This is a genomic window from Psychrobacter sp. DAB_AL32B (assembly GCF_002224105.1).
Taxonomy (GTDB): Bacteria; Pseudomonadota; Gammaproteobacteria; order Pseudomonadales; family Moraxellaceae; genus Psychrobacter.
Genome location: NZ_NEXU01000060.1, coordinates 1 through 19,163, shown reverse-complemented (window position 1 = coordinate 19,163; position 19,163 = coordinate 1). Strand labels below are relative to the sequence as shown.

General features: G+C 41.5%; 14 protein-coding genes and 1 tRNA gene. 6 read left to right on the top strand and 9 right to left on the bottom strand.

All coding sequences use genetic code 11. The features are described from left to right. Positions 1–166: 166 nt before the first annotated feature. The 8 genes from CAN34_RS07065 to CAN34_RS07030 form a co-directional block, all read right to left on the bottom strand. Positions 167–556, bottom strand: a complete 390-nt coding sequence (locus CAN34_RS07065; RefSeq protein ID WP_089555052.1) for a DUF2345 domain-containing protein — start codon at positions 554–556, stop codon at positions 167–169. A 19-nt stretch (positions 557–575) separates the two neighbouring features. Continuing rightward, positions 576–1,193: a hypothetical protein gene (locus CAN34_RS07060; protein ID WP_123891911.1), complete on the bottom strand. Its 618-nt coding sequence runs from the start codon at positions 1,191–1,193 to the stop codon at positions 576–578. A 56-nt stretch (positions 1,194–1,249) separates the two neighbouring features. Then, entirely contained in the window at positions 1,250–2,149 is a 900-nt protein-coding gene (locus CAN34_RS07055; protein WP_089555050.1) for a hypothetical protein, read from the bottom strand. Continuing rightward, entirely contained in the window at positions 2,142–4,832 is a 2,691-nt protein-coding gene (locus tag CAN34_RS07050) for a DUF2345 domain-containing protein (protein WP_089555049.1), read from the bottom strand. The genes CAN34_RS07055 and CAN34_RS07050 overlap by 8 nt, the downstream gene beginning before the upstream one ends. 78 nt (positions 4,833–4,910) lie before the next feature. Beyond that, positions 4,911–5,702: an OmpA family protein gene (locus CAN34_RS07045; RefSeq protein ID WP_165767626.1), complete on the bottom strand. Its 792-nt coding sequence runs from the start codon at positions 5,700–5,702 to the stop codon at positions 4,911–4,913. Positions 5,703–5,881: 179 nt separating this feature from the next. Continuing rightward, positions 5,882–6,862, bottom strand: a complete 981-nt coding sequence (gene tagF, locus CAN34_RS07040; protein WP_089555047.1) for a type VI secretion system-associated protein TagF — start codon at positions 6,860–6,862, stop codon at positions 5,882–5,884. Then, positions 6,859–10,908, bottom strand: a complete 4,050-nt coding sequence (tssM, locus tag CAN34_RS07035; protein WP_089555046.1) for a type VI secretion system membrane subunit TssM — start codon at positions 10,906–10,908, stop codon at positions 6,859–6,861. Before tssM ends, tagF begins: the two co-directional genes overlap by 4 nt. Positions 10,909–11,010: 102 nt before the next feature. After that, positions 11,011–12,699 (bottom strand): hypothetical protein, encoded by a 1,689-nt coding sequence (locus CAN34_RS07030; protein WP_123891910.1) that lies wholly within the window; start codon positions 12,697–12,699, stop codon positions 11,011–11,013. Positions 12,700–13,100: 401 nt separating this feature from the next. Between CAN34_RS07030 and CAN34_RS07025 the strand changes: the two genes are divergently transcribed. The 4 genes from CAN34_RS07025 to icmH all read left to right on the top strand — a co-directional run bounded on the left by CAN34_RS07025 (position 13,101) and on the right by icmH (position 17,173). Beyond that, positions 13,101–14,057, top strand: a complete 957-nt coding sequence (locus tag CAN34_RS07025) for a M15 family metallopeptidase (protein ID WP_217320613.1) — start codon at positions 13,101–13,103, stop codon at positions 14,055–14,057. A gap of 40 nt (positions 14,058–14,097) precedes the next feature. Continuing rightward, positions 14,098–14,820, top strand: a complete 723-nt coding sequence (locus tag CAN34_RS07020) for a hypothetical protein (RefSeq protein ID WP_089555044.1) — start codon at positions 14,098–14,100, stop codon at positions 14,818–14,820. 9 nt (positions 14,821–14,829) lie between these two features. Then, positions 14,830–16,176 (top strand): type VI secretion system baseplate subunit TssK, encoded by a 1,347-nt coding sequence (gene tssK, locus CAN34_RS07015; RefSeq protein WP_089555043.1) that lies wholly within the window; start codon positions 14,830–14,832, stop codon positions 16,174–16,176. 184 nt (positions 16,177–16,360) lie between these two features. Continuing rightward, positions 16,361–17,173 carry a type IVB secretion system protein IcmH/DotU gene (gene icmH / locus CAN34_RS07010; protein ID WP_079691254.1) on the top strand — a complete coding sequence of 271 codons (813 nt, stop codon included), beginning with the start codon at positions 16,361–16,363 and terminating at the stop codon, positions 17,171–17,173. A gap of 155 nt (positions 17,174–17,328) precedes the next feature. On the opposite strand, the gene CAN34_RS07005 is transcribed toward icmH, so the two are convergent. Next, a tRNA-Asn gene (locus CAN34_RS07005) sits at positions 17,329–17,404 on the bottom strand. Between the two features lie 403 nt (positions 17,405–17,807). Between CAN34_RS07005 and CAN34_RS07000 the strand changes: the two genes are divergently transcribed. Both CAN34_RS07000 and CAN34_RS06995 read left to right on the top strand, forming a co-directional pair. Beyond that, positions 17,808–18,548: an SDR family NAD(P)-dependent oxidoreductase gene (locus tag CAN34_RS07000; RefSeq protein WP_089555042.1), complete on the top strand. Its 741-nt coding sequence runs from the start codon at positions 17,808–17,810 to the stop codon at positions 18,546–18,548. 65 nt (positions 18,549–18,613) lie between these two features. Further along, positions 18,614–19,163: FAD-dependent oxidoreductase (locus CAN34_RS06995; RefSeq protein ID WP_121509227.1), on the top strand; the 550-nt coding region annotated here is incomplete at its 3' end.

Here is a 19,163-nt window from a genome sequence, read left to right as displayed (position 1 = left end):
TAATCATAAAGCTGTTATGTATTGAGATTTATTTTCAGTGATTATATCTGGGGCGACTATCAGAATATCAGACAGCATTCTTTTAATAAACATCTGGAACCAGTAGAAAAAGAGAGACGATATTTTAACAAAAACTTCTTATAAGTGGTCCTAAATTATCCGATCACTACACATCTTGCTTGGCCGTTGCTTCCAGCTTACCCGTATGCGCAGATAGCGTGATATTTTCTTTAGCATTGGTCATACTAAACTGACCATCGGCTATGATATTGAGTGATTCGCTACTGACTTGATGATGACCATCGCCACTACTGGTCATCATCTCTTGCTGAGTGGTGGTGATCATCTCGCCCATTGACCGTTGAATGAGCGTGTCTGCACTGACGTAACTGCTATCTGCTGCGCTATCGATCAGCGTGTAGGGCGTCGTTTGATGGGTGTTGGTTTGCTGTTCCTTAGCGATAGCTTCTAACTGAGTCTTTATGTTGGCATAATCATTAATTGACTGTCCATCATCGGCGGTAGAGCACGTCTGCTGTATAGAGGGCCGACCCATGGGGTATTTATTACCTTCTTCAACTGCCGCCTAACAGTTTAAAGTCTTTATTTCTATGAATTAAGATAAGACTTTGGATTTGCTCTGACGTTAGATGTTCTAGTCTTCGAATGTCTTCTTCTAACAGCTTTTCAGAGTTTTTAAGCTGTTCATAAGTGTAGGAATCATCAATGTAATTAATGTCCTCAGCATTGAGCGGATAAATTTTATATTTAGCTTCATTAGAATCATAATAATGCAATTTTAATAAATTTGTTCCTGCTAGATATTCGGCTCTAGAGAGAATAGGGCTTTTTCCATTTTTAATATCGACAGACACATTATAAAACTCAGAACTAAATTTAAAACTCTCAAAAGTATCTACACCAATATTTGCATATACATTATCACTATCACTCTCATAATGTAGTGACTGTTTAGGGTTGAGAACTTCAATGGAAGTGCGCGCAACATTCGGTTCATTAAGATTGTGAACTAATAGTTTGCTATTATACATAATGGTTATTCTTTTTTGATAGGGATACCATTCTGAAGCTGAATATTCACTGATAAGTGTGAGATTAACACAGAGATTGCTTTCGTCTTCGAAATCTTCTGCTTTAGAGAAAGTAAAGTTGATAGAGTTGCTCTTGTCCATACTACAGCCTGCTATTGTTAGTAACATTAATGCGTAAATAAAATATGTTATATATTTCAACGATATAACCTTAACCATCGTTCGATAGTACTAAGTTCAGAAGAAGATGTTGTCGTTCGTTTTTTTCTATGATCATTAAAGATAGATTGATAGGACTTGCTGATATTTTTACCGCTTTGATAAAATGACATTTTATTAGCTTTAACTTTATCAATAAGCGCTGATTTTCCTTGTCCTGCATCTCCTGAAACCATATAAGTGGGACCCGCATTCCAACCCTTATTCATACTACGTGCTCCAGTTGTATAGCGAGAGTCTGGGTAAAATGAAGGAAAAGAAGATGTCATTTGACCTGATACAGTTACATTTGAGTTATTTAAATTAATAGAGGTATTTCTAGCGAATATATTAGAAATACCTTTTTTAATATTTCCAGTATTACAACCAAAGAAGTTCAATCGACATTCTTTATTACCAGCCCAATAAAAATTAATATCTCCCCATAAGGCAGGCTTAATTTGAGCTTTAAATCGATCAAAAAATATATGTTCAGGGTCGTATTGACTGGCATTATATATAATAGGTCCATCCCAAGCACCATGAGAGAAAAAACTTACTTCTCTTATTACTACTTTATTAGATCCACCGTATTTTTTTATCCAGTTATCTATAATTTTTTGTATTTCACTAAAGTGAGTGATTGGAGGGCAATGAGCACGATGGAAGCGAGAATCAAACCAAGGCTCGGTTTTTAAGTTTATTAGACGTGTCTGGGCTGCTTCTTTAAAGAAGTCTCTACCAGTTAAACTCCCAGTTGGATTCCAAGTAGTATCAACAGTTGGTTCAATCTCATCGATCCAAAATAATAAGAATAATTCGATAGGACGAGAGATTTTTACTTTCCTATTGTTTGATGGTCCAATATTGGTCGTCGCAGAGGTAGTATTACTACTCATTATTAAGCTTCCTATGGTTATCCTGCCAATCAAGCTCTAGATGAACCTCAATCTCATCCTCACTATTCGAATGAAAACGTTCTGACCATCCATCTTTATTAGTGACGCCTTTGAATTCTTCGCCTGTCTTTTTATTAACAGCGGTATATGAAATATTTGCATAAGGCACATCGTCATCATCTAAGAACTGGTATGCCAAACTATAAACGCCATCCACTAGCGTCTTTTTATCAGGAATGATGTTAGGCAACACTCCAAGCCCCAACCCATCTACACCGCCTCCAGCCTTGCTATGCTTACCAGCCTTCTCCGTAAACTGCTTTGCCGCTATCGTAATATTTGCGCCATCTAAAGTGATACTCGCACCACCAGCCGTTAGCGTAATTTTATTCGTCGCCACTATTTCAACCTCTTTAGTCGAGGAGGCGATGTTTACATCCTGCTTAGCCGTCGCTTCCAGTTTTCCTGTATGGGCAGAGAGGGTGATATTCTCTTTCGCATTGGTCATGCTAAATTGACCATCGGCTACTATGTTGAGTGACTCACTACTGACTTGATGATGACTATCGCCACTACTTATCATCATGTCCGTTTGCGTAGTACTAATCATCTCACCCATTGACCGCTGGATTAGTGTATCGTCGCTGACATAAGCACTGTCTGCTGCGCTATCGATAAGAGTGAGTGGCATTGTTTGATGGGTGTTGGTTTGCTGTTCCTCTGCGATAGTCTCAAGTTGCGTTTTAATCGCGTTATGGTCATTGACTTGTCTACCAAGCCCGGTTGCTAGTTGCGTTAACCGCTCTGCTAAGTGCTGACCACCTAAGGCAGTTTGGGTCAGAGTTGAGGTATGCTGTTGGTAATTGTGTTGTCCAGACTGTTCGTGAGTTTGCGGTTGCGTTGATAGCACCATCGCTTCGCCTGATTTGATATTGATTTGAGCGTTAGTGGCCGTATTGATACCTTGGCGTTTAGCACCATCTGTAGCAGGATTTATAATACCCATCTTTAGGCTGGCACTGATTTGTCCATCATCGACGTTGAGCTGTGAGTAAGCTTGTTCGCTGCGGTGATCAGTCACCCATTCTGATAAGCCGTTGTCGGTGTTGCGATAACCGCTTTCAATGGCTTGTTCGTTATTAGTGGCAAATAAGCTAGGGCGAGTCGATGACAATAGACTGCCAGTATTGATCAGATGCTCGCTATCACCAATGGCTTGTACGAGGGTTTGATCATCTGCCCTATGGGTGAAGTGTGTGCCATAGTTGGCACCCGCTTGCGCCTCAAGGCGATTGATAGGCTGGGCGGGACTATCCAGTAAGTAGCTGCGCGTGGGCGTCATATGATTGCGACTGTCTGTATCGCTTTGGCTATCGGTAATCCCTGTCATCGGCGGTAGAGCGCGTCTGCTGTATAGAAGGCCGACCCATGGGGTATCAGCGGTAATGAGGCGTAACTGAGTCAAATGAATGCCAGCTTCCAAAGAGGAATCATGACGCTGATGATGGCGTGAGCTTTGGGTCAGACCTGTCACATGTGCCAGACTATTGCGAGCCAGATGCACGATATGGGTAGCGCGGTAGTGTTGATTAAGCGCACTATGATCGACGAGCGTAAAGGTATCAGCAACACTCAAATCCGTAACATGGGCAAGGGCATGATAGACGCTATAATGACTTTGATGACTGTTAGCAATTATGTTGGCATCATCAATACTCTCGGTATCCGTTACTGGAGCGAAGGCGGCTGGGCTGTCTAAAGTGAGTGAGTGGCTACTCGTCTGATTGTTTTCTTTATCACCATCATTGCTCGTAGCAATATCGGCTGACTGGGTTGGATGTGCGACACTTGCTGCATTGAAGCGCTGCATCGTCACTGAGTTTGGTTGGGTGACAATCTGCTCACTCATTGCTAGAACGGGCGCATGCACACGGTCGTGTAATACTTGTTGGTAGCGCAGTGCGCCAACGTTTACGCTGATACTATCGTTATCGCTGGGATGAGCAGAGGTAATAATGAGCTTTGGCGGACTGTGCTCATTTGTTTGTTCATGGCGCAAGTAAGCCGTCAGTCCTTGCCGCGAAAGCCGCTCGCAAATATGTGTCCAGTCGCTTATTTGCCACTGGGTCATACGTGCCGGTGTCCAGCTAGCATTTTCACCACTGTCATCGACTGTTTCTATATCAAGCGCGGCCGTGCGCTCTGCTATCATCGCTTGTACGGCCAAATCAGTATCGATATGACAGCGTAAATGTTGATGTAATCGATAGGTGATCGGCTGTGCTAGTAGACGGTAATAACCATAACTGCCATCATGATCCAATTGCTGCACGGCCGTTAGATATAGATGGCGAAAGCTTAGACCACTTGGGGTATCGAAGCTTAAGGTTAGAGTGCTACCGATTAGGTGAGTTAATGATGTAAAGGGTGGATGATGCCGCTCATGGATATAGACATGCAGCACATAGGTGTCGATACCGTGCTGCTGGTATTGGCGACTACCATTGGGATTTAGTTGAGCAATAACATCAGCTTCATCAGAGTTATGCATGAGCTTATGTTGCCACGCTTGATGAGCACAGATGTTTTGGCGAGCACTCGGATAGGGCGATTGAGTACAGCCTTCACTGGCATAGAGCCTATCAGGGTGCATTGGCAGCACGGTATTGGTTAAGCGTAACATAGGGGTAGTCCCTCTTGTGTAAGAGACGGCATCATAAGCATCAGTGCTTAGCTGCCATTATCAACGTATATAGCAGCGTTATTCACCAAGGTTAAATTCGATACGGCGGTTACGAGTGCGTCCTTCTTCCTTGTCATTACTCGCGATAGGATCAGCGTCGCCTTTACCAGCGGTACTTAGACGAGCAGCATCAATGTTACGACCTATGAGGTATTGCTTGACCGCTTCGGCACGCTGATTTGATAATGTTAAATTGCCACTAGGATTGCCGACATTGTCGGTATGTCCAATGATGGTTACCGGCTTATCGCCAACTCGCTGTAATACACCCGCCATGTCGTCTAAAATACCAAGCCCCATAGGCGTCAAGTTAGCGCTACCGGATTCAAACTCGACAATACGGTTGCCTAAAGTGTCGTCTAAGAGATGTTGTTCACCTTGGGTGACGACCAGTTGATTCTCTAGCTGATAGAGATCGGTTAGGCGTGAGTGAATACGGTTTTGAATGGCTTGTTTTTGTTCAACGCTACTGACTTTGCCATGTAAGCTAATGGTCGTACCATGAATATCGATACGGCCTTGGCGAATATTAGAGATGTCGCTATCGATAATAGCCGTTGCTATCTGTTGCCAGTTGGTTGGTATACTGATGTTCGAACGCACTTCAATTTCATCTCTGACGGGTTTATTAGGATACTGTGCTTTTAGCTTTTCAAGAAGCTGCTGTTTGTCTGAGCTGGTAGCGACCACACCTTTTATGACGACAGGCACATTTTGTGCGTCATTGGTCACATGAGCATCGTTATGTGCTGCAAAGACAACGGCGCTGATAGGGAAGGTCATAGCGACGGCTAATAGCAGGTTTTTCATGCGATTTGTTGGCCTAGGTTTGGATGTTTTGGAGAGGACTTTCATCAAAGTACCTTTTTTAAGCTTGGTATGATTGAGCAGTGACTAATTACAGGCTATGGCACATAGCTACTACCATGAGTGGTTTTTAATAAGTAACATTTAATTAGTGGCTTTCAATGAATAATAGTTATAAATAGCTATTGTGCTAAAAAGGTTTTTTTAAACAATTGCCTAGTATCATACAGGTATAGATTGTCTTGTAACAATATTTTATTAAAACGGGTTAGCCCAATATCTTCATTAATATAGCCTTGTGTCCAGTCGCTATCAGCGATGACTACCCAATCTTCAGGATAGCTATTTTCACTCTCTGATATTTGCTCAAGTATGTGTCCATCTGGTTTAGTGAAGCTCAATAGCAAACGATAGCAATTAGCAACACGGTATAGATAGGTATTCAGATAGAGCTGATGCGGCTGGTAGAAACCATTGATGAGATCATGCCAAAAAGTTGCCATGTGTATCGAGTTTTCTCTATCAGACGTGAGTGACCAGCAAATGGCTTTATTGAGCCCATGAAAGCCTTTAGTAAAGGTAGGTAAAAATAACAAGCCAGTAGCGATAATTTGCTCTATCAGTTGCGACTTATCGATGTTCATTAAGATCGCTATATCTTGCAAAGTAGTGGTATTGATAAAGTCATAATAGTAAGTACTGGCACTGTTATTGATCGTCAGCTGACTATGATTGAGATATTCCATAAGATCAGTATTGTCAGTTTTAGACTTGGCCACGCTCAAAACTTCATAAGTGTCATTCCAAAGGGTCGACGACTTGACTGGTAGATAGTTCATCCAGTTTTTTGGTTTATCAGCATGCAGTACGCCAAAACCTATCAGCGGATAGTTTCTATAGCTACTATCGTGACTGGGAATAAGAACACCGGTGATAATTTCATTAGATCTGGTATCTACATGACTAAAGTTTAAAAAGGCAATGTTATCGATGTGCGCTTTATCTATCGCGCTTTCACTAAAGATTTTTTCCGAAATGGTTAGGGCTTGACTGACCCATTCATCAATGGCATTGGTTTCGGAGATATGAGCACGCGCCCGTATAAAATCTCCGCGAGCAGGCAGTTTGCCAAAATATACTAAAGGTAAGGATTTAGGCATCATGGCGTTTGCTCCTGCTGCTCAGCGACGGCCGAATTATCATTAGTAGCAGCAGGAGGCTCCGTTTGTGTACGGCTATCATTATTAGCACTAGCGGACGAGTTCAAGTCGCTGGCTGATTGCGCGCGGTTTGTACTGCTTTGTTCATTGCTTTGTTGACGACCTTGTTGATGGTTTTGAGCGGTCGAATTGGCTGCTGAGTTATTGGTGGGAGAGCTGCCATCGACTGTGTTGTCATCAGTAATTGGCCTTGCTGTGCGCGTGACACCAAGAGCGATAATCTCATCCGGTAATTTCATACCGGTAAATGGATTGGTAGAGCGGCCTTGAGTAGCGGTACTGCTACTACCACTGCCACTGATGATTCTAAAGCGTACAGAGACAGTGATACCATCACCTGACCATGCCATCTCAAAAATATCATTACCAAGTTCAGTACGGCGTGCACTATTGATCAGTTTTTCTACCCCGAAGCTACCTGCCTCTTCAAAGACCGTAAAGTCTCTGCCATCGTAATCTTTGGCTCTGATGCTCGCCCCAGGCTGGCTACTCGGATTTGGCCATACAAAGGTTGTCCAAGCTTGGGTACCCATGCGATAGCGCAGCTGTTGACCATCAACCACAATCGTATATTCGGTCAGACCGCTAACAGGCAATGGCATGATTTGGAATGTAGTTTGATTGGCAGCGCCGCTAGCGCCAGCGGCACCAGACGCTCCAGCACTATTGCTACCAGTATAGTTAACAAAGTAACGACCGAAGTCAGCGACAAATTTAGGGCTCAATCCTAAACCTGCACCATTCCAAATCTTACTTGAGATTTGATCACCGCGGCGAATAATAAAAGGTGACAAGGCCTCGTTGACAAATCTTGCCACATAGCCGTCTTCGCCAAAAAACTGGCCAATCTCAGCAGGAGTGGCTTCTAAGTTGGCATTGGCAGTAAACGGATATTTATTACCCAAATTATCAAGAAAAGGCTTATAGACTTGCGCCTTCCAAACTTTATTAATCTCTGCCTTAGTTGGTGTCAGTAGCATATTGAATGAGCGGGTCAGTGGCTCACTTAGTAAAGGGCGAACAAGTTGTTTAATTTCAGAGTTGGCTTGGCTCAGTATCTGCTCATCTAATATCTGCAAAGATTTGGTCAATTCTGAGCCTTCAGGGCTGAGGGTCTGCGAGGCAAACAACAAGGCATCAGGGCCGATATCATCACTACGCACGATATTATTAAAGCGCGTTCTAATATCTCCTAAGCTTGCCAAGTAATTGTCTAATAGCGATAGATTCTGATTGTCTTCTCGTGGCGTCACCAAGGCATGTATAGAGGAAAACTCTTGCGCAATCACACCTGAGCGTGCTTGCGCTGTCGGAGCAGTATTAGCCGAGGTACTACCGCTGCCGAGCGCCGCTTCTGCTTGCCGCAGCTCAGCGGGGCTTTGACGCAGGATGGTTTGCTTGAACCAATTGACAAATGAGCGTCGAGATTGGCCGCCATCAGTTGAGGCTTGGTTAGCTGCTTGATTATCCCACTGAGTTTGACGATCTACCGTCTCAAACAAAGTCTTTAGTGGTGACTCTGTTGTATTAGACAACTGGTTTAATAAGACAGCATGGTCGTCAAATCCTTTACTATCACGAATATACACTTGTGATAAAAAGCGTTTCCATTCGCTGATATATTCTTGCTTATAGCGATTGACCAGATATTGTCGTATTTGTTCAGGGCTACCGGTCAAAGTAAGGTCATCTTGGCTATTGGTTGCCAGCACCCAATCATCTGCAACTACTTTGGTAGTGGCGGCTTTATCAATCTCATCACTGACGAAAGACTCCCATGCTTGCTTGGTAAAAGTGCCGGAAATAACATAGCTACCGAGTAGTGCTTCATTGGTCGTGTTTTGAGTCATCTGGGCGACTGTCACTGATGGAAAGCGGGCAGATGAGCGCATTTTAATTTCAGAGTAGACGCGTTCTCGTGCAGGCTGCCCCTTACTGACTTTTGATAGATTACTGCGAGTTTTATCTATCAGTCCTAAGTCGTTTTGGATAAGTGGAAAAGCAGGATCATCGACGTGAGCTAGGCTAAAGCTTAAGATACGCTCAGCTTGGCGAATCATCTTATCACGCGGCATATCGGCGCGATTGGCTTCAAGCCAGTTACGCCAAAATCGCGTCATTTGATCACTTAAATGACTGTTTTCTAAATGGTCATGGTTGCCAAGCATGAGATAAGCTTTGAGGGCATTATAAGCGTCTTCGACATCGGTTGGATCCGACTGAATATAGGCATTATTAGTGGCAGTCTCAGCCGCATCGTCAGAAGCCGACGCCTCTGTGCGCACTTCCAACTGAGCGGCGTTGGTGTTTACCTCGGTCAAAAATTTTTCTATATTTTGTTTTGTGGGTGCCAAAACAATGATGCCAATACCATTATAGTATTCAGATAAGAGTTTTTCTTTGAGTTTATTGCCTTGATAGAGACCAAAGCTTAACGATAATGGGCGATTATCTTCATATTCTTCAAGCTGCTCTATCCGACTTTGTAAGATACTCAGCGACTCAAGTTGAGATTGCAGGTCACCGTTAGTGTTTTTCTGTAGTTCTGCGACTTGTTGTAAGTCAGCCATGACCCGTTCAGTCAGCTGTTTATTATTGGCATATGACCATGTCCACAAACCGACAGCCACGCATAAACTAACGACAGCGGCTAAGGTCGCAAGCGCGCGATGACTGCGTTTGTTACGATTTTTGTGCTGCTTAACCAAATGCTTGTCTTTTAAAATAACTTTTGAAAATAGGTCTTGTAAGAAATAAGGCTTGTCTGCGGCTTCTTGTTGCGCATTAAGTGGTACCGCTGGTGGGTGCAGGTCATAATTTTGCACCATTTGTAGCGTCATCTGACTGCTTACTTGTCCATCTTGCAAGGCACTAGTAAAGTAAAATCCACGTAGTATGGGCTTAAATTGAAAAGGGTTGTCTTCAAACAATGCATGCATAAGTGTCCGTATCATCGGACGTAACGACTGAAATTCCATCGGAAAAGTCATGAGACTCGGAGATACTGTTCGCTGGTGACGCAAGGAGAGTTTAGTGGTACTCAAGTCTTTTAGACCATTGACCAATATGCCAAAGTGCTCTTCAAATACATCCGTAATATTAATATTATCGAGGTCTTCAGGGTAGGGAATAGTCGCGCCCCATACTTGACTGCGATCTTCTTGTTCGTAGTCATGAAAGAAATCACGAAAGCCTGAGACCAAATCCATCTTGGTAAAGACCACATAAACAGGAGCATAGACTTCTAATTGCTCAGTTAAGTCTTGCACACGACTGCGTAAGTTTTTGGCCAAATCCAAGGCATAGCTTGGATCGTTTTTGGTGAGCTCGGCGATACTAACAGCAATGATAATGCCATTAATAGGCGCTTTGGGGCGATTCTTTTTGAGGAGGTTTAAAAATGACAACCATTCTGAGCGATCGTCTTCATAGGCAGAGTAGCGTCCTGCAGTATCGAGCAAGATGCCTTCGGTTGAAAAGAACCAATCGCAATTACGCGTACCACCTACGCCTTTGACGGATAGCTTGTTGGACTGCTCCATAAACGGAAATTTTAGCCCAGAATGGAGCACCGCTGAGCTTTTACCTGCTGCCGGATTGCCAATAACCATATACCAAGGCAACTCATACAACGCTGCTTTACCGGTTTGATCGCCAAGCTTTGATTTGCGAATGGTTTTAATAGCATCTTGCATTTGCTGACGTAATGCTTGAACTTCTTGGGCATTTTCATCTTTAGCGATACTGTCGTTATCATGCTCATCGCTACCATCTTCTACTAAGTTTGCTAATTCTACTGAGGCAAGTTTACGTTTTTTCCAAAAATAATAGCCAATTGAAGCTATTAGCACAAAGGTTATGACAATCCCAAGGATAATAAGAAAGGTTTTAAGGGTCACATAATCATAAAGTAAGACCAGTGCGACGATAACCCCTAAGCTCAATAACACTCTTGGATTATAAATAAGATGAAAAAACCTTGAAAACATGCCTGCTACCTAATGTAATCGTAAAATAATAGAGAATTATTGGGGTGTCAAAACAGCAAGTAAGATGCTTATTGGCGGAGCTAAAGCCGAACTTAACGATGGTTAAGGAGCGTTAGACAAGTCTGTCAGCCATAGAATACAATCGTGCTTATGTTTGGTTACTAAAAATACTTTTTCTAACTCTTGTTTACTGTTATTAGCTTTATCGATAAATAATGTTAGGCTTATAAATAGCGTCAACCATGAGTTATTTGGCATATAATGCCCTAAATAATAGTCATTTACCAGTAGGTCTTTCTTTATAAATGAATCGATAAATGTCATAAACTTAGACATATCGTAAGGCTGTGATAGCGGATTAATGTCTGACAAAGCAGCGATATTGCTATCAGGTAGAATTGCTTCTATGCTTGGTTTAGCGTTGGCAGATTCAATCTGCTGTTTTGTTGCTATTTTTATTTTGCGCTCATCTTTGGATGTTGGAGTTGATGAGCCATTCAGCAATAGGTGCTGTATCGTTTTTAGATGGTTTGCGTAATGCTTGCGGGTGCTTGACTGAGTAGGAGTAGAGAGGTTATTGGTAGCAGCATCAATTTGATGGGGATAGTCATTAGTAATCTTAGTCAATAAAAAGCTGGTATCGTTATCCAATTTAAGCAGCTCTTGGGCAGCTTTATTAGAAAAAAGCAGCAAGATGCCAGCTTCAGTGGGTACAGTACTGTCAGCAATATTTGTATATAAAGATGACTCCAACCATGCCTCATTAATTTGAGAGTCTATAGCAATGAGTAGACAAGCTTGAGGGTCAGTCGCATTGGCTATCGTAATAAGATACTCGTTTATAAATTCGATAGGCTGATAGGATTCATCATCAGCAATGATAAGAGTAATAGTAAATACTGACTCAGTAATGCCATAGCCTGCTAATTGTTGCTTGAGGAATTTTATTAGAAAGTCAGAGTCAGCGAGGCTTGGAACGCACAAATAAATAGGCAGCTTTGACAGCGTGTGGGCGGGCAGGTCAGCAGCAGGAGACTCTTTAGCATCACCATCACCATCACCATCATCACCATCATCACCATCATCACTATCATTAATGCCTGCGATATAATGCGCTTGCCAATCAGGATGAATATGGATCGCTGAATTCGGTTCATCATTCTGTTGTTCAATACGCTCAAAATTTTGGGCGAGTATCAATAAAAAACTATCACTCAATAACAGCTGCTCATCAATCAATGCGCACAAACGCAGGGTCAAATCATCTGCAGATTGTGTTTGCTCTTGCGCATATTCTGTGACGCTTAAATTAGTAAAACCATCTGCCTCATCATCATAACTATCATCATCATAATTATCAAAATCACTATTATCTTCGTGATGATACAAGGGTGTTTGCGCGGTAATAATTCTATCAATGGGTTTGATTAATAAAGGTAAACCATCGAAATCTGATAGTGATTCACTTAAATGAGTCAGATCGTCATGGTTGTCTATGATCTCAGACCAGCTATTTCCTTCCGGCAAACTCATACTACTATTGATAAACAATTGATAGCTATCAGGCAGAATAATATCAATTTCTTTGGTTGTATCGAGCGGATTTTTTGTTTCTTTGATCTCTAGTTTTTTTCCATACCATCTTATCATTAATATTAAACCAAACAAAAATAACGGAATAATGATAAACCAAATTAAGAGCTGATAAGAGGTAAGTTGTAGTGTATTGTCTCTAAAGTACATCCAAACGAGAAGTAGATAAACAACAAAAATAACTGTAAAACTATACATAATATAGCTTATTATTTTTTTTGAATGCATTAACTATACCTCTATCTGAACAAATTCTTGAGAGGCAGTTTATGGTATTTTACTGATGATGGCTACTATATTTATTTACTTTAGTTTGTTTTAGTATTTTCTGTTTTTTCTTTGAGTCTATTTTTTATTCTCCAGCTTACCGCTACTAAATAAATAAAGGATATAATTAAGTTTGGTTTTTATTGGTAATAACTGCCAGTTTATCTATATAATAGCTGGCATATTTGATGCAAGCAGCTTGTAAATAGATTGTTTTAAACAGATTTCTGCGCTCCTTGCTTGTCCTACAAGTTTTATAAGATGATTTATTTGAGCTTATGATTTATCTGATAATCACGACATTTACGCTTGTTTCTATTGTAGTGATAGTCATGCTTTTTGATCGTCAGCTGTATGGTCATTTTTACCGTAAGGCTGACGTTACTTTTCAGCATTTATTGGTGTTGAAGAGCAAACGTCCTCTGACAAAACCTAAAGTTAAGCTCAAAATATCAGGTATTAGAATTGCTATTATCCCTGCTTTGTCCGTATTAATAATCATGACGACGACAGCGCTCTGCTATTTCTTAATGACTCATGATTCTCTTGAAGTCTATCGCACTCAAGATGATTCACCAAATACGGCCAACGTCCAAATCAATCAATTGTTAATAGGGGAGCAATTGCGGCCACCGCCATCGCCGTCAGCAGAGTTGTTTGCCGAGCTTGAAGCAGAGGTTGCCAGTTATCAAGCCACCCAAATTGAAGAAGGGTATTGGCCTGAGGCGGCGACAGACGCGCCATTAGCAACCACACCGCTTATATTACCCGAACCAAATATTTCTGATTTACAGGTTCAAGACCACACGACTGGCTATTCAGGCGATATATTGGCATCACATATTACAAATGGTCATATCAATATCAAAAATGCTGACCGTAATTGGAATAAGATGAATTCTGAATTTGTTCAACGACTACTGGCTATATACAAGGTTATGAGCGACCAATATGGCTATGAAATGGTGCTTTTGGAAGGTTATCGCAGCCCTGGGCGACAAGCAAAATTGCTGAAACAAGGTACGCATGTCACAAAGGCAGGTTCTTATAAAAGCTATCATCAGTTTGGTCTGGCAGGTGATAGTGCTTTTATTAGAAACGGTAAGATTGTCATTACTGAAAAGGATCCATGGGCGATGCAAGGCTATAAGTTATATGGCCAAGTAGCAAAATCTGCGGGTTTAGTATGGGGTGGTGACTGGCGTATGATGGATTTAGGGCACGTTGAGCTACGTAAAAAAGGAGTGTTGGGCCGTCCACAAATGGCTGAGATTTTAACCAGCCAATAGTGTCTATTAATGATTGCAATAAAAAATTATGGATAATTATATGGTAGTAATTTTAGTAAGAGCAATGGTCTGTGGTGTTTGTAGTATCGCGCTGTTTGGTTGTACCAGCGATAGATTGAGCCGATCGAACCAACAAACAACTCCTAATAAGTTGACCTCATTGGTGGATAATTATTCCCATGGGCAGGCTCATGACGTTAGCAGCGGTCATGAAGCAAGTGTCAATATCAAGGCTAATGCTAATGCCAATGCCAACGAAGATCTGGAAAAGTTAAAAGCGCAATTTGCGCAGCAGCAACAGCAGCTTGAGATAATGAATAATGAACAGCAAGCACTACAAGCGCAATTAAAGCGTCAAAACCTCACTTTGCAAATACTGCCAAGCATCAATGCAAACGCCGGTCGTTATCAGCAAGGCACGGCCAGCATCGCTCACATCGCTTTTTTGGAAGATGAGAGTCAATTTGTTGAGCTTACGGAGCTGGCTGTTAAAGAAGTAAGCATCATTCCTAGCCGTCAAACGACGCTGAAGCTGAACATCCCGCAAGATGCTCGTTTTATTGCCATCAAAGTTGGGCTGCGATACACCAAAAAACGCTCTCAGCTGCTGATTCCTATTAGCAGTATTGATTTTGAGAAACCGCTAACCTTGAATGTTGGCGCGTGTGATGTGAATATCAAAGAAGGTATCACGCCAGAGTTAGCACCTGTTTTTGCTACCAAACTTAAATATTATCAGCAACCATTGGTTGCTTGCTCGTAGGAGACAGTCTTGAGTAAACACAGCGTATTATGGGGCGAAGGTTTGTTTTTAAGACCTCAGCATTTTCAGATTCAAGACAGCTATCACAACTCGCAACGCGCCTTAAGTATGATGCTTACGCATCCTTACGCTTACGGTATCTCTGATATTCAAATTGATAGGCAACTTCTAGAAAGTAATCTATTAAGCTTTGAGAGTATTTATGCTGTATTACCCGATGGCACGATATATCAAGCTCCGCGTACAGATGCGCTGCCAAAATCCATCGCGCTCGATAGTCAAGAGCATAGTGATGATATTTACGTATTTTTAAGCTTAGAGATTATTCGTCATAGCGGTAGTAATATACAGACAGAACATAGTGATAATCCTGCGCGTTATGTAAGAGACAGTATCGATGCGCAAGACCTATATAGTCAAGCTGCCGACGCGGTCATCGATGTGCTAAGGCTATCACCGAGTGTGCAATTAAGTCATTCATCACAAGCGCCGAGTCAAGATACTGTCTCATTATTAGTGGCAAAGCTGACTCGTACCACTCAAGGTGTTTATCAAGTAGATGATGAGTATATGGTGCCTAGCATTCATGTTATGAGTAATCCTGCGCTGTTAAATCAGGTCTATCGCTTGATGACGATGATTAATACTAAGTCCAGCTCGCTATATGATCACCATCGCCAATCCAATAATGATTTATTAGAATTCCGTTCATCTGATATTGCTTCGTTTTGGCTGTTACATACGCTTAATACTGCTTATTCACAGTTGAGTCACTTATACAATAATGCAAAACTGCACCCAGAGCGCCTTTATGAGGCCCTATTAAATGTCGCCAGTCAGTTGGCTACTTTTAGCTCGTTATACAAGGTAGGCGATTTACCGCAATACCATCATAATCAGGTGAATGATTCATTTACCAGTATTATTAGTATCATTCGTGAGCTCCTCAATACCGTTATTGCCAGTAACTTTATCTCTATCCCATTACGGCAAATCAAACCCTCTTATTATATGGGCGATCTTAGCAGTGATAAAATCACTCGTAGCTCGCAGTTGTATCTGTCTGTGAGCTCGTCGCTACCGATGCATGAGTTGGTGAATTTGGTACCAAGACGCTTCAAGGTTGCAACCCCAGATGCCGTTGAGAAGCGAGTATTGTCAGCGCTACCAGGCTCACCGATTGCGCACATTGCTCAAGTGCCAAGTGCTATTCCCGTTAGACCTGGATTTGGTTATTTCACCATCGAGCCAATAGGTGATTTATATGATGAAATGATTAGGTCTGAATCTATCTGTATCTATGTACCGAACGGTTTTGATGATTTGAAAATTGAGCTGATGGCTATCGTGCAATAGTTTTTTAAGTGTTTCTTTAATGGTTTTTCGCTGTATCTTGCTTGATATAGTTCGTTCAAAATAAAAGAGACACATTTGTGGCAACGTGCTACTGCTATCAATTTTTATAACTATTTCTCTTTCTATTATCATCTCACCATTTTGTTAGATAGTATATTTAAGACAATAAATATTAGGAATAATCATGCTAGGAAATCATTCAGCTGGCTCTGCACCGTCACTATTAGATTCAGGTGAGGTTGCCTCAAAAGTTTCAACCGAAGGGCTTAACAGGCGTATCAGCAGCCAGTCGCTCGTTGATATTATGTATGACGGCTTTTACTTGGTGTTTTTATTACGCAACCATTATTTCAGCACTGAGCCACGCAGTTTCCGCCAAAAAATATATGAATTTTTAGATAAGTTTGAAATCAATGCCCGCAAAAAAGGTTTTTTGTCAGAAAATATCCATGAGGCAAAGTACGCTTATTGTGCGCTGATAGATGAGACGATCATGACCTCGCAAGAGCCAGCGTTTCAGACGCTAAAAGATGCATGGGAGCTAAATCCTTTACAGTTAGACTTATTTGGCTCTCAAATCGCTGGCAATGAGTTTTTTGAGCGCTTAGATGGCTTACGTGAACAAGGAGAAAAGCGCTTACCGGCGCTAGAAGTTTATCACTATGCTATGTTGCTTGGTTTTCAAGGTAAATATCGGCTTGAAGCCACTGAAAAGATTCGCTATCTGATCTCACGTTTGGGTGATGAGATTGAGCACTTACGTGGTAATAAAAATGAATTTTCACCATTTTGGGCGATTCCTGATCAAATCAAGCATACGCTCACTAATGAAACGCCACTATGGGTGATTCTTGCGGTGATGGCTGTGTTATTGAGCACGATATTTGCAACCATGTGGCATTTTACCAATCGTTTTTCTGATCACCAGTTGTCAGCGTATAGCAATGTCATTCAGGAAAACAAAGAACAAGCACATATCTCAATTTTCTTACCTTAAATGCGCTTATTTTAAGTGCGTTTGTCTTAAATTCCTTCCTCAGCACATCACTTTAAAAAGCAGCCGCCATAAAAAAACCCTCATCAAAGTGATGAGGGTCTTGGCAAATGCCATAATCGAATCAAAGATGACTCAAAAAATTTACTACTAAAATATGGCTCTCCAACCTGGGCTCGAACCAGGGACACACGGATTAACAGTCCGTTGCTCTACCAACTGAGCTATTGGAGAATAAGCTGTAAGTGTTTAATTGCTTACAACGAGCTTAGGAAGTCTCTAACGAGTTCTTGCTAAGTGGGGCGTATTCTAGCAAAGATAAAAAATAGGTCAAGCTTTATTTTCATATTTTTTTATAAAAACGTCAATACTGTGATAAACGATGACAAAATATTTTATACACCAAATTTGTCTACCGTTTTATCTATATGCCCGTTTGCGAAGCAACAACAAATTGAGGTGCTTAGTTATACTATAATTATTTAGATTTGATAAATAAACGAAGCCATTGGTTAATTAAAAAGTGATAATTAATTATTCTTGATCGTCACTTTTTAATGACTAAAGATAGATTGAATAGGCATTTATCAAAACCAAATTGTATATAACACAGCAAGCCAATAAAAGGATCTTTACGATGACAGCGACGCTTAAAAAACAACACATTCTTATTACTGGTGCGACCTCTGGCATTGGTTATCAGTTGGCAAAAGACTATCTGCAAGAGGGGCAGCATGTTTATGCCGTTGGTCGTGATGATGAAGCATTAGCTGAGCTCACATCACTAGGAGCAGAAACCATAAATTTAGATCTAATGGATCGAGATAAAGTGATTGCCGCTTTTGATAAAATTAGTGACGTTGATTTGGCAATTTGTGGTGCGGGCATGTGTGAATATTTGGATATGCCAAACTTCGATAGCAGTGCTTTTATGAACGTTATGTCAGTGAATATGGGTACGTTATCACATGCCATTGAAGGGGTGTTGCCAAAGCTAATTGCCTCACGCGGTCGCTTGGTGGGGATGGGTTCAGCGTCGGCCTATGTGCCCTTTGCCCGTGCCGAAGCTTATGGTAGCTCAAAGGCGGCCATCCATTATCTAATGAAAACCTTACAGATTAGCCTGGCACCGCATGACGTATCAGTGAGTTTAGTGGTGCCCGGTTTTGTCGAAACACCGATGACCAAACAAAACGACTTTCCGATGCCATTTCTCCAAACGCCAGAGCAGGCAAGTCAAGCGATTCGCGATGGTATAAAGAGCGGTCATGATGTCATCGAATTCCCTAAAAAACTTACCTTACCCTTAAAAGTATTAGGGACGTTACCAGATTTGGTCTGGAAGCAAGTCAGTGAAAAAATGAATAAAAAACAATAAATCGTGATAGATCCGAGAACATAGTAAAAAAATAGCGTTTTAAAAAAATAACAAGGAACGCCTTTATGTCGTTTATCCACCGTAAACGTAAAAATACAGAAATAATGGCTAAAAAATCTAGCAGCGTTTTACAAGATTCTTCCAACGTTCAAGCGAAAAAGCGTATCGCCATCATCGGCTCGGGCGTGTCAGGGCTGACTTGTGCGCATTATTTAGCGCCGCAGCATGACGTTACGGTATTTGAAGCCAACAATTATATTGGCGGACACGTGAATACTATCGATGTGACGCTACAAGAGGGTAAAAAGGCAAAGCCAAGCAAAGTAGAGAAAAGTGCGATAGATACTGGCTTTATCGTCTTTAATGAGCGTACTTATCCCAACTTTTTTCGTTTGCTTTATGAGCTACAAGTACCGTTTCAAGCAACAGATATGAGTTTCTCAGTTAAAAATACCGCTCGTAATTTTGAATATAATGGTCATACACTCAATACTTTATTATCGCAGCGCAAAAATATTCTTAACCCTAAGTTTTGGGCATTTATCACTGATATTTTGCGGTTCAATAAACAGGTTCGTCAGCTGCGTCAAGATTATGATGTGGCTCGCGCGCACG

Coding starts and splice junctions, on each gene's coding strand:
- CAN34_RS07055 (WP_089555050.1), bottom strand. CDS start 2,149: ATGAGTAGTAATACTACCTCTGCGACGACCAATATTGGACCATCAAAC.
- tssM (WP_089555046.1), bottom strand. CDS start 10,908: ATGTTTTCAAGGTTTTTTCATCTTATTTATAATCCAAGAGTGTTATTG.
- CAN34_RS07030 (WP_123891910.1), bottom strand. CDS start 12,699: ATGTATAGTTTTACAGTTATTTTTGTTGTTTATCTACTTCTCGTTTGG.
- CAN34_RS07020 (WP_089555044.1), top strand. CDS start 14,098: ATGGTAGTAATTTTAGTAAGAGCAATGGTCTGTGGTGTTTGTAGTATC.
- CAN34_RS07060 (WP_123891911.1), bottom strand. CDS start 1,193: ATGGACAAGAGCAACTCTATCAACTTTACTTTCTCTAAAGCAGAAGAT.
- CAN34_RS07045 (WP_165767626.1), bottom strand. CDS start 5,702: ATGAAAAACCTGCTATTAGCCGTCGCTATGACCTTCCCTATCAGCGCC.
- CAN34_RS07050 (WP_089555049.1), bottom strand. CDS start 4,832: ATGTTACGCTTAACCAATACCGTGCTGCCAATGCACCCTGATAGGCTC.
- CAN34_RS07025 (WP_217320613.1), top strand. CDS start 13,101: ATGCTTTTTGATCGTCAGCTGTATGGTCATTTTTACCGTAAGGCTGAC.
- CAN34_RS07065 (WP_089555052.1), bottom strand. CDS start 556: ATGGGTCGGCCCTCTATACAGCAGACGTGCTCTACCGCCGATGATGGA.
- icmH (WP_079691254.1), top strand. CDS start 16,361: ATGCTAGGAAATCATTCAGCTGGCTCTGCACCGTCACTATTAGATTCA.
- tagF (WP_089555047.1), bottom strand. CDS start 6,862: ATGATGCCTAAATCCTTACCTTTAGTATATTTTGGCAAACTGCCTGCT.
- CAN34_RS07000 (WP_089555042.1), top strand. CDS start 17,808: ATGACAGCGACGCTTAAAAAACAACACATTCTTATTACTGGTGCGACC.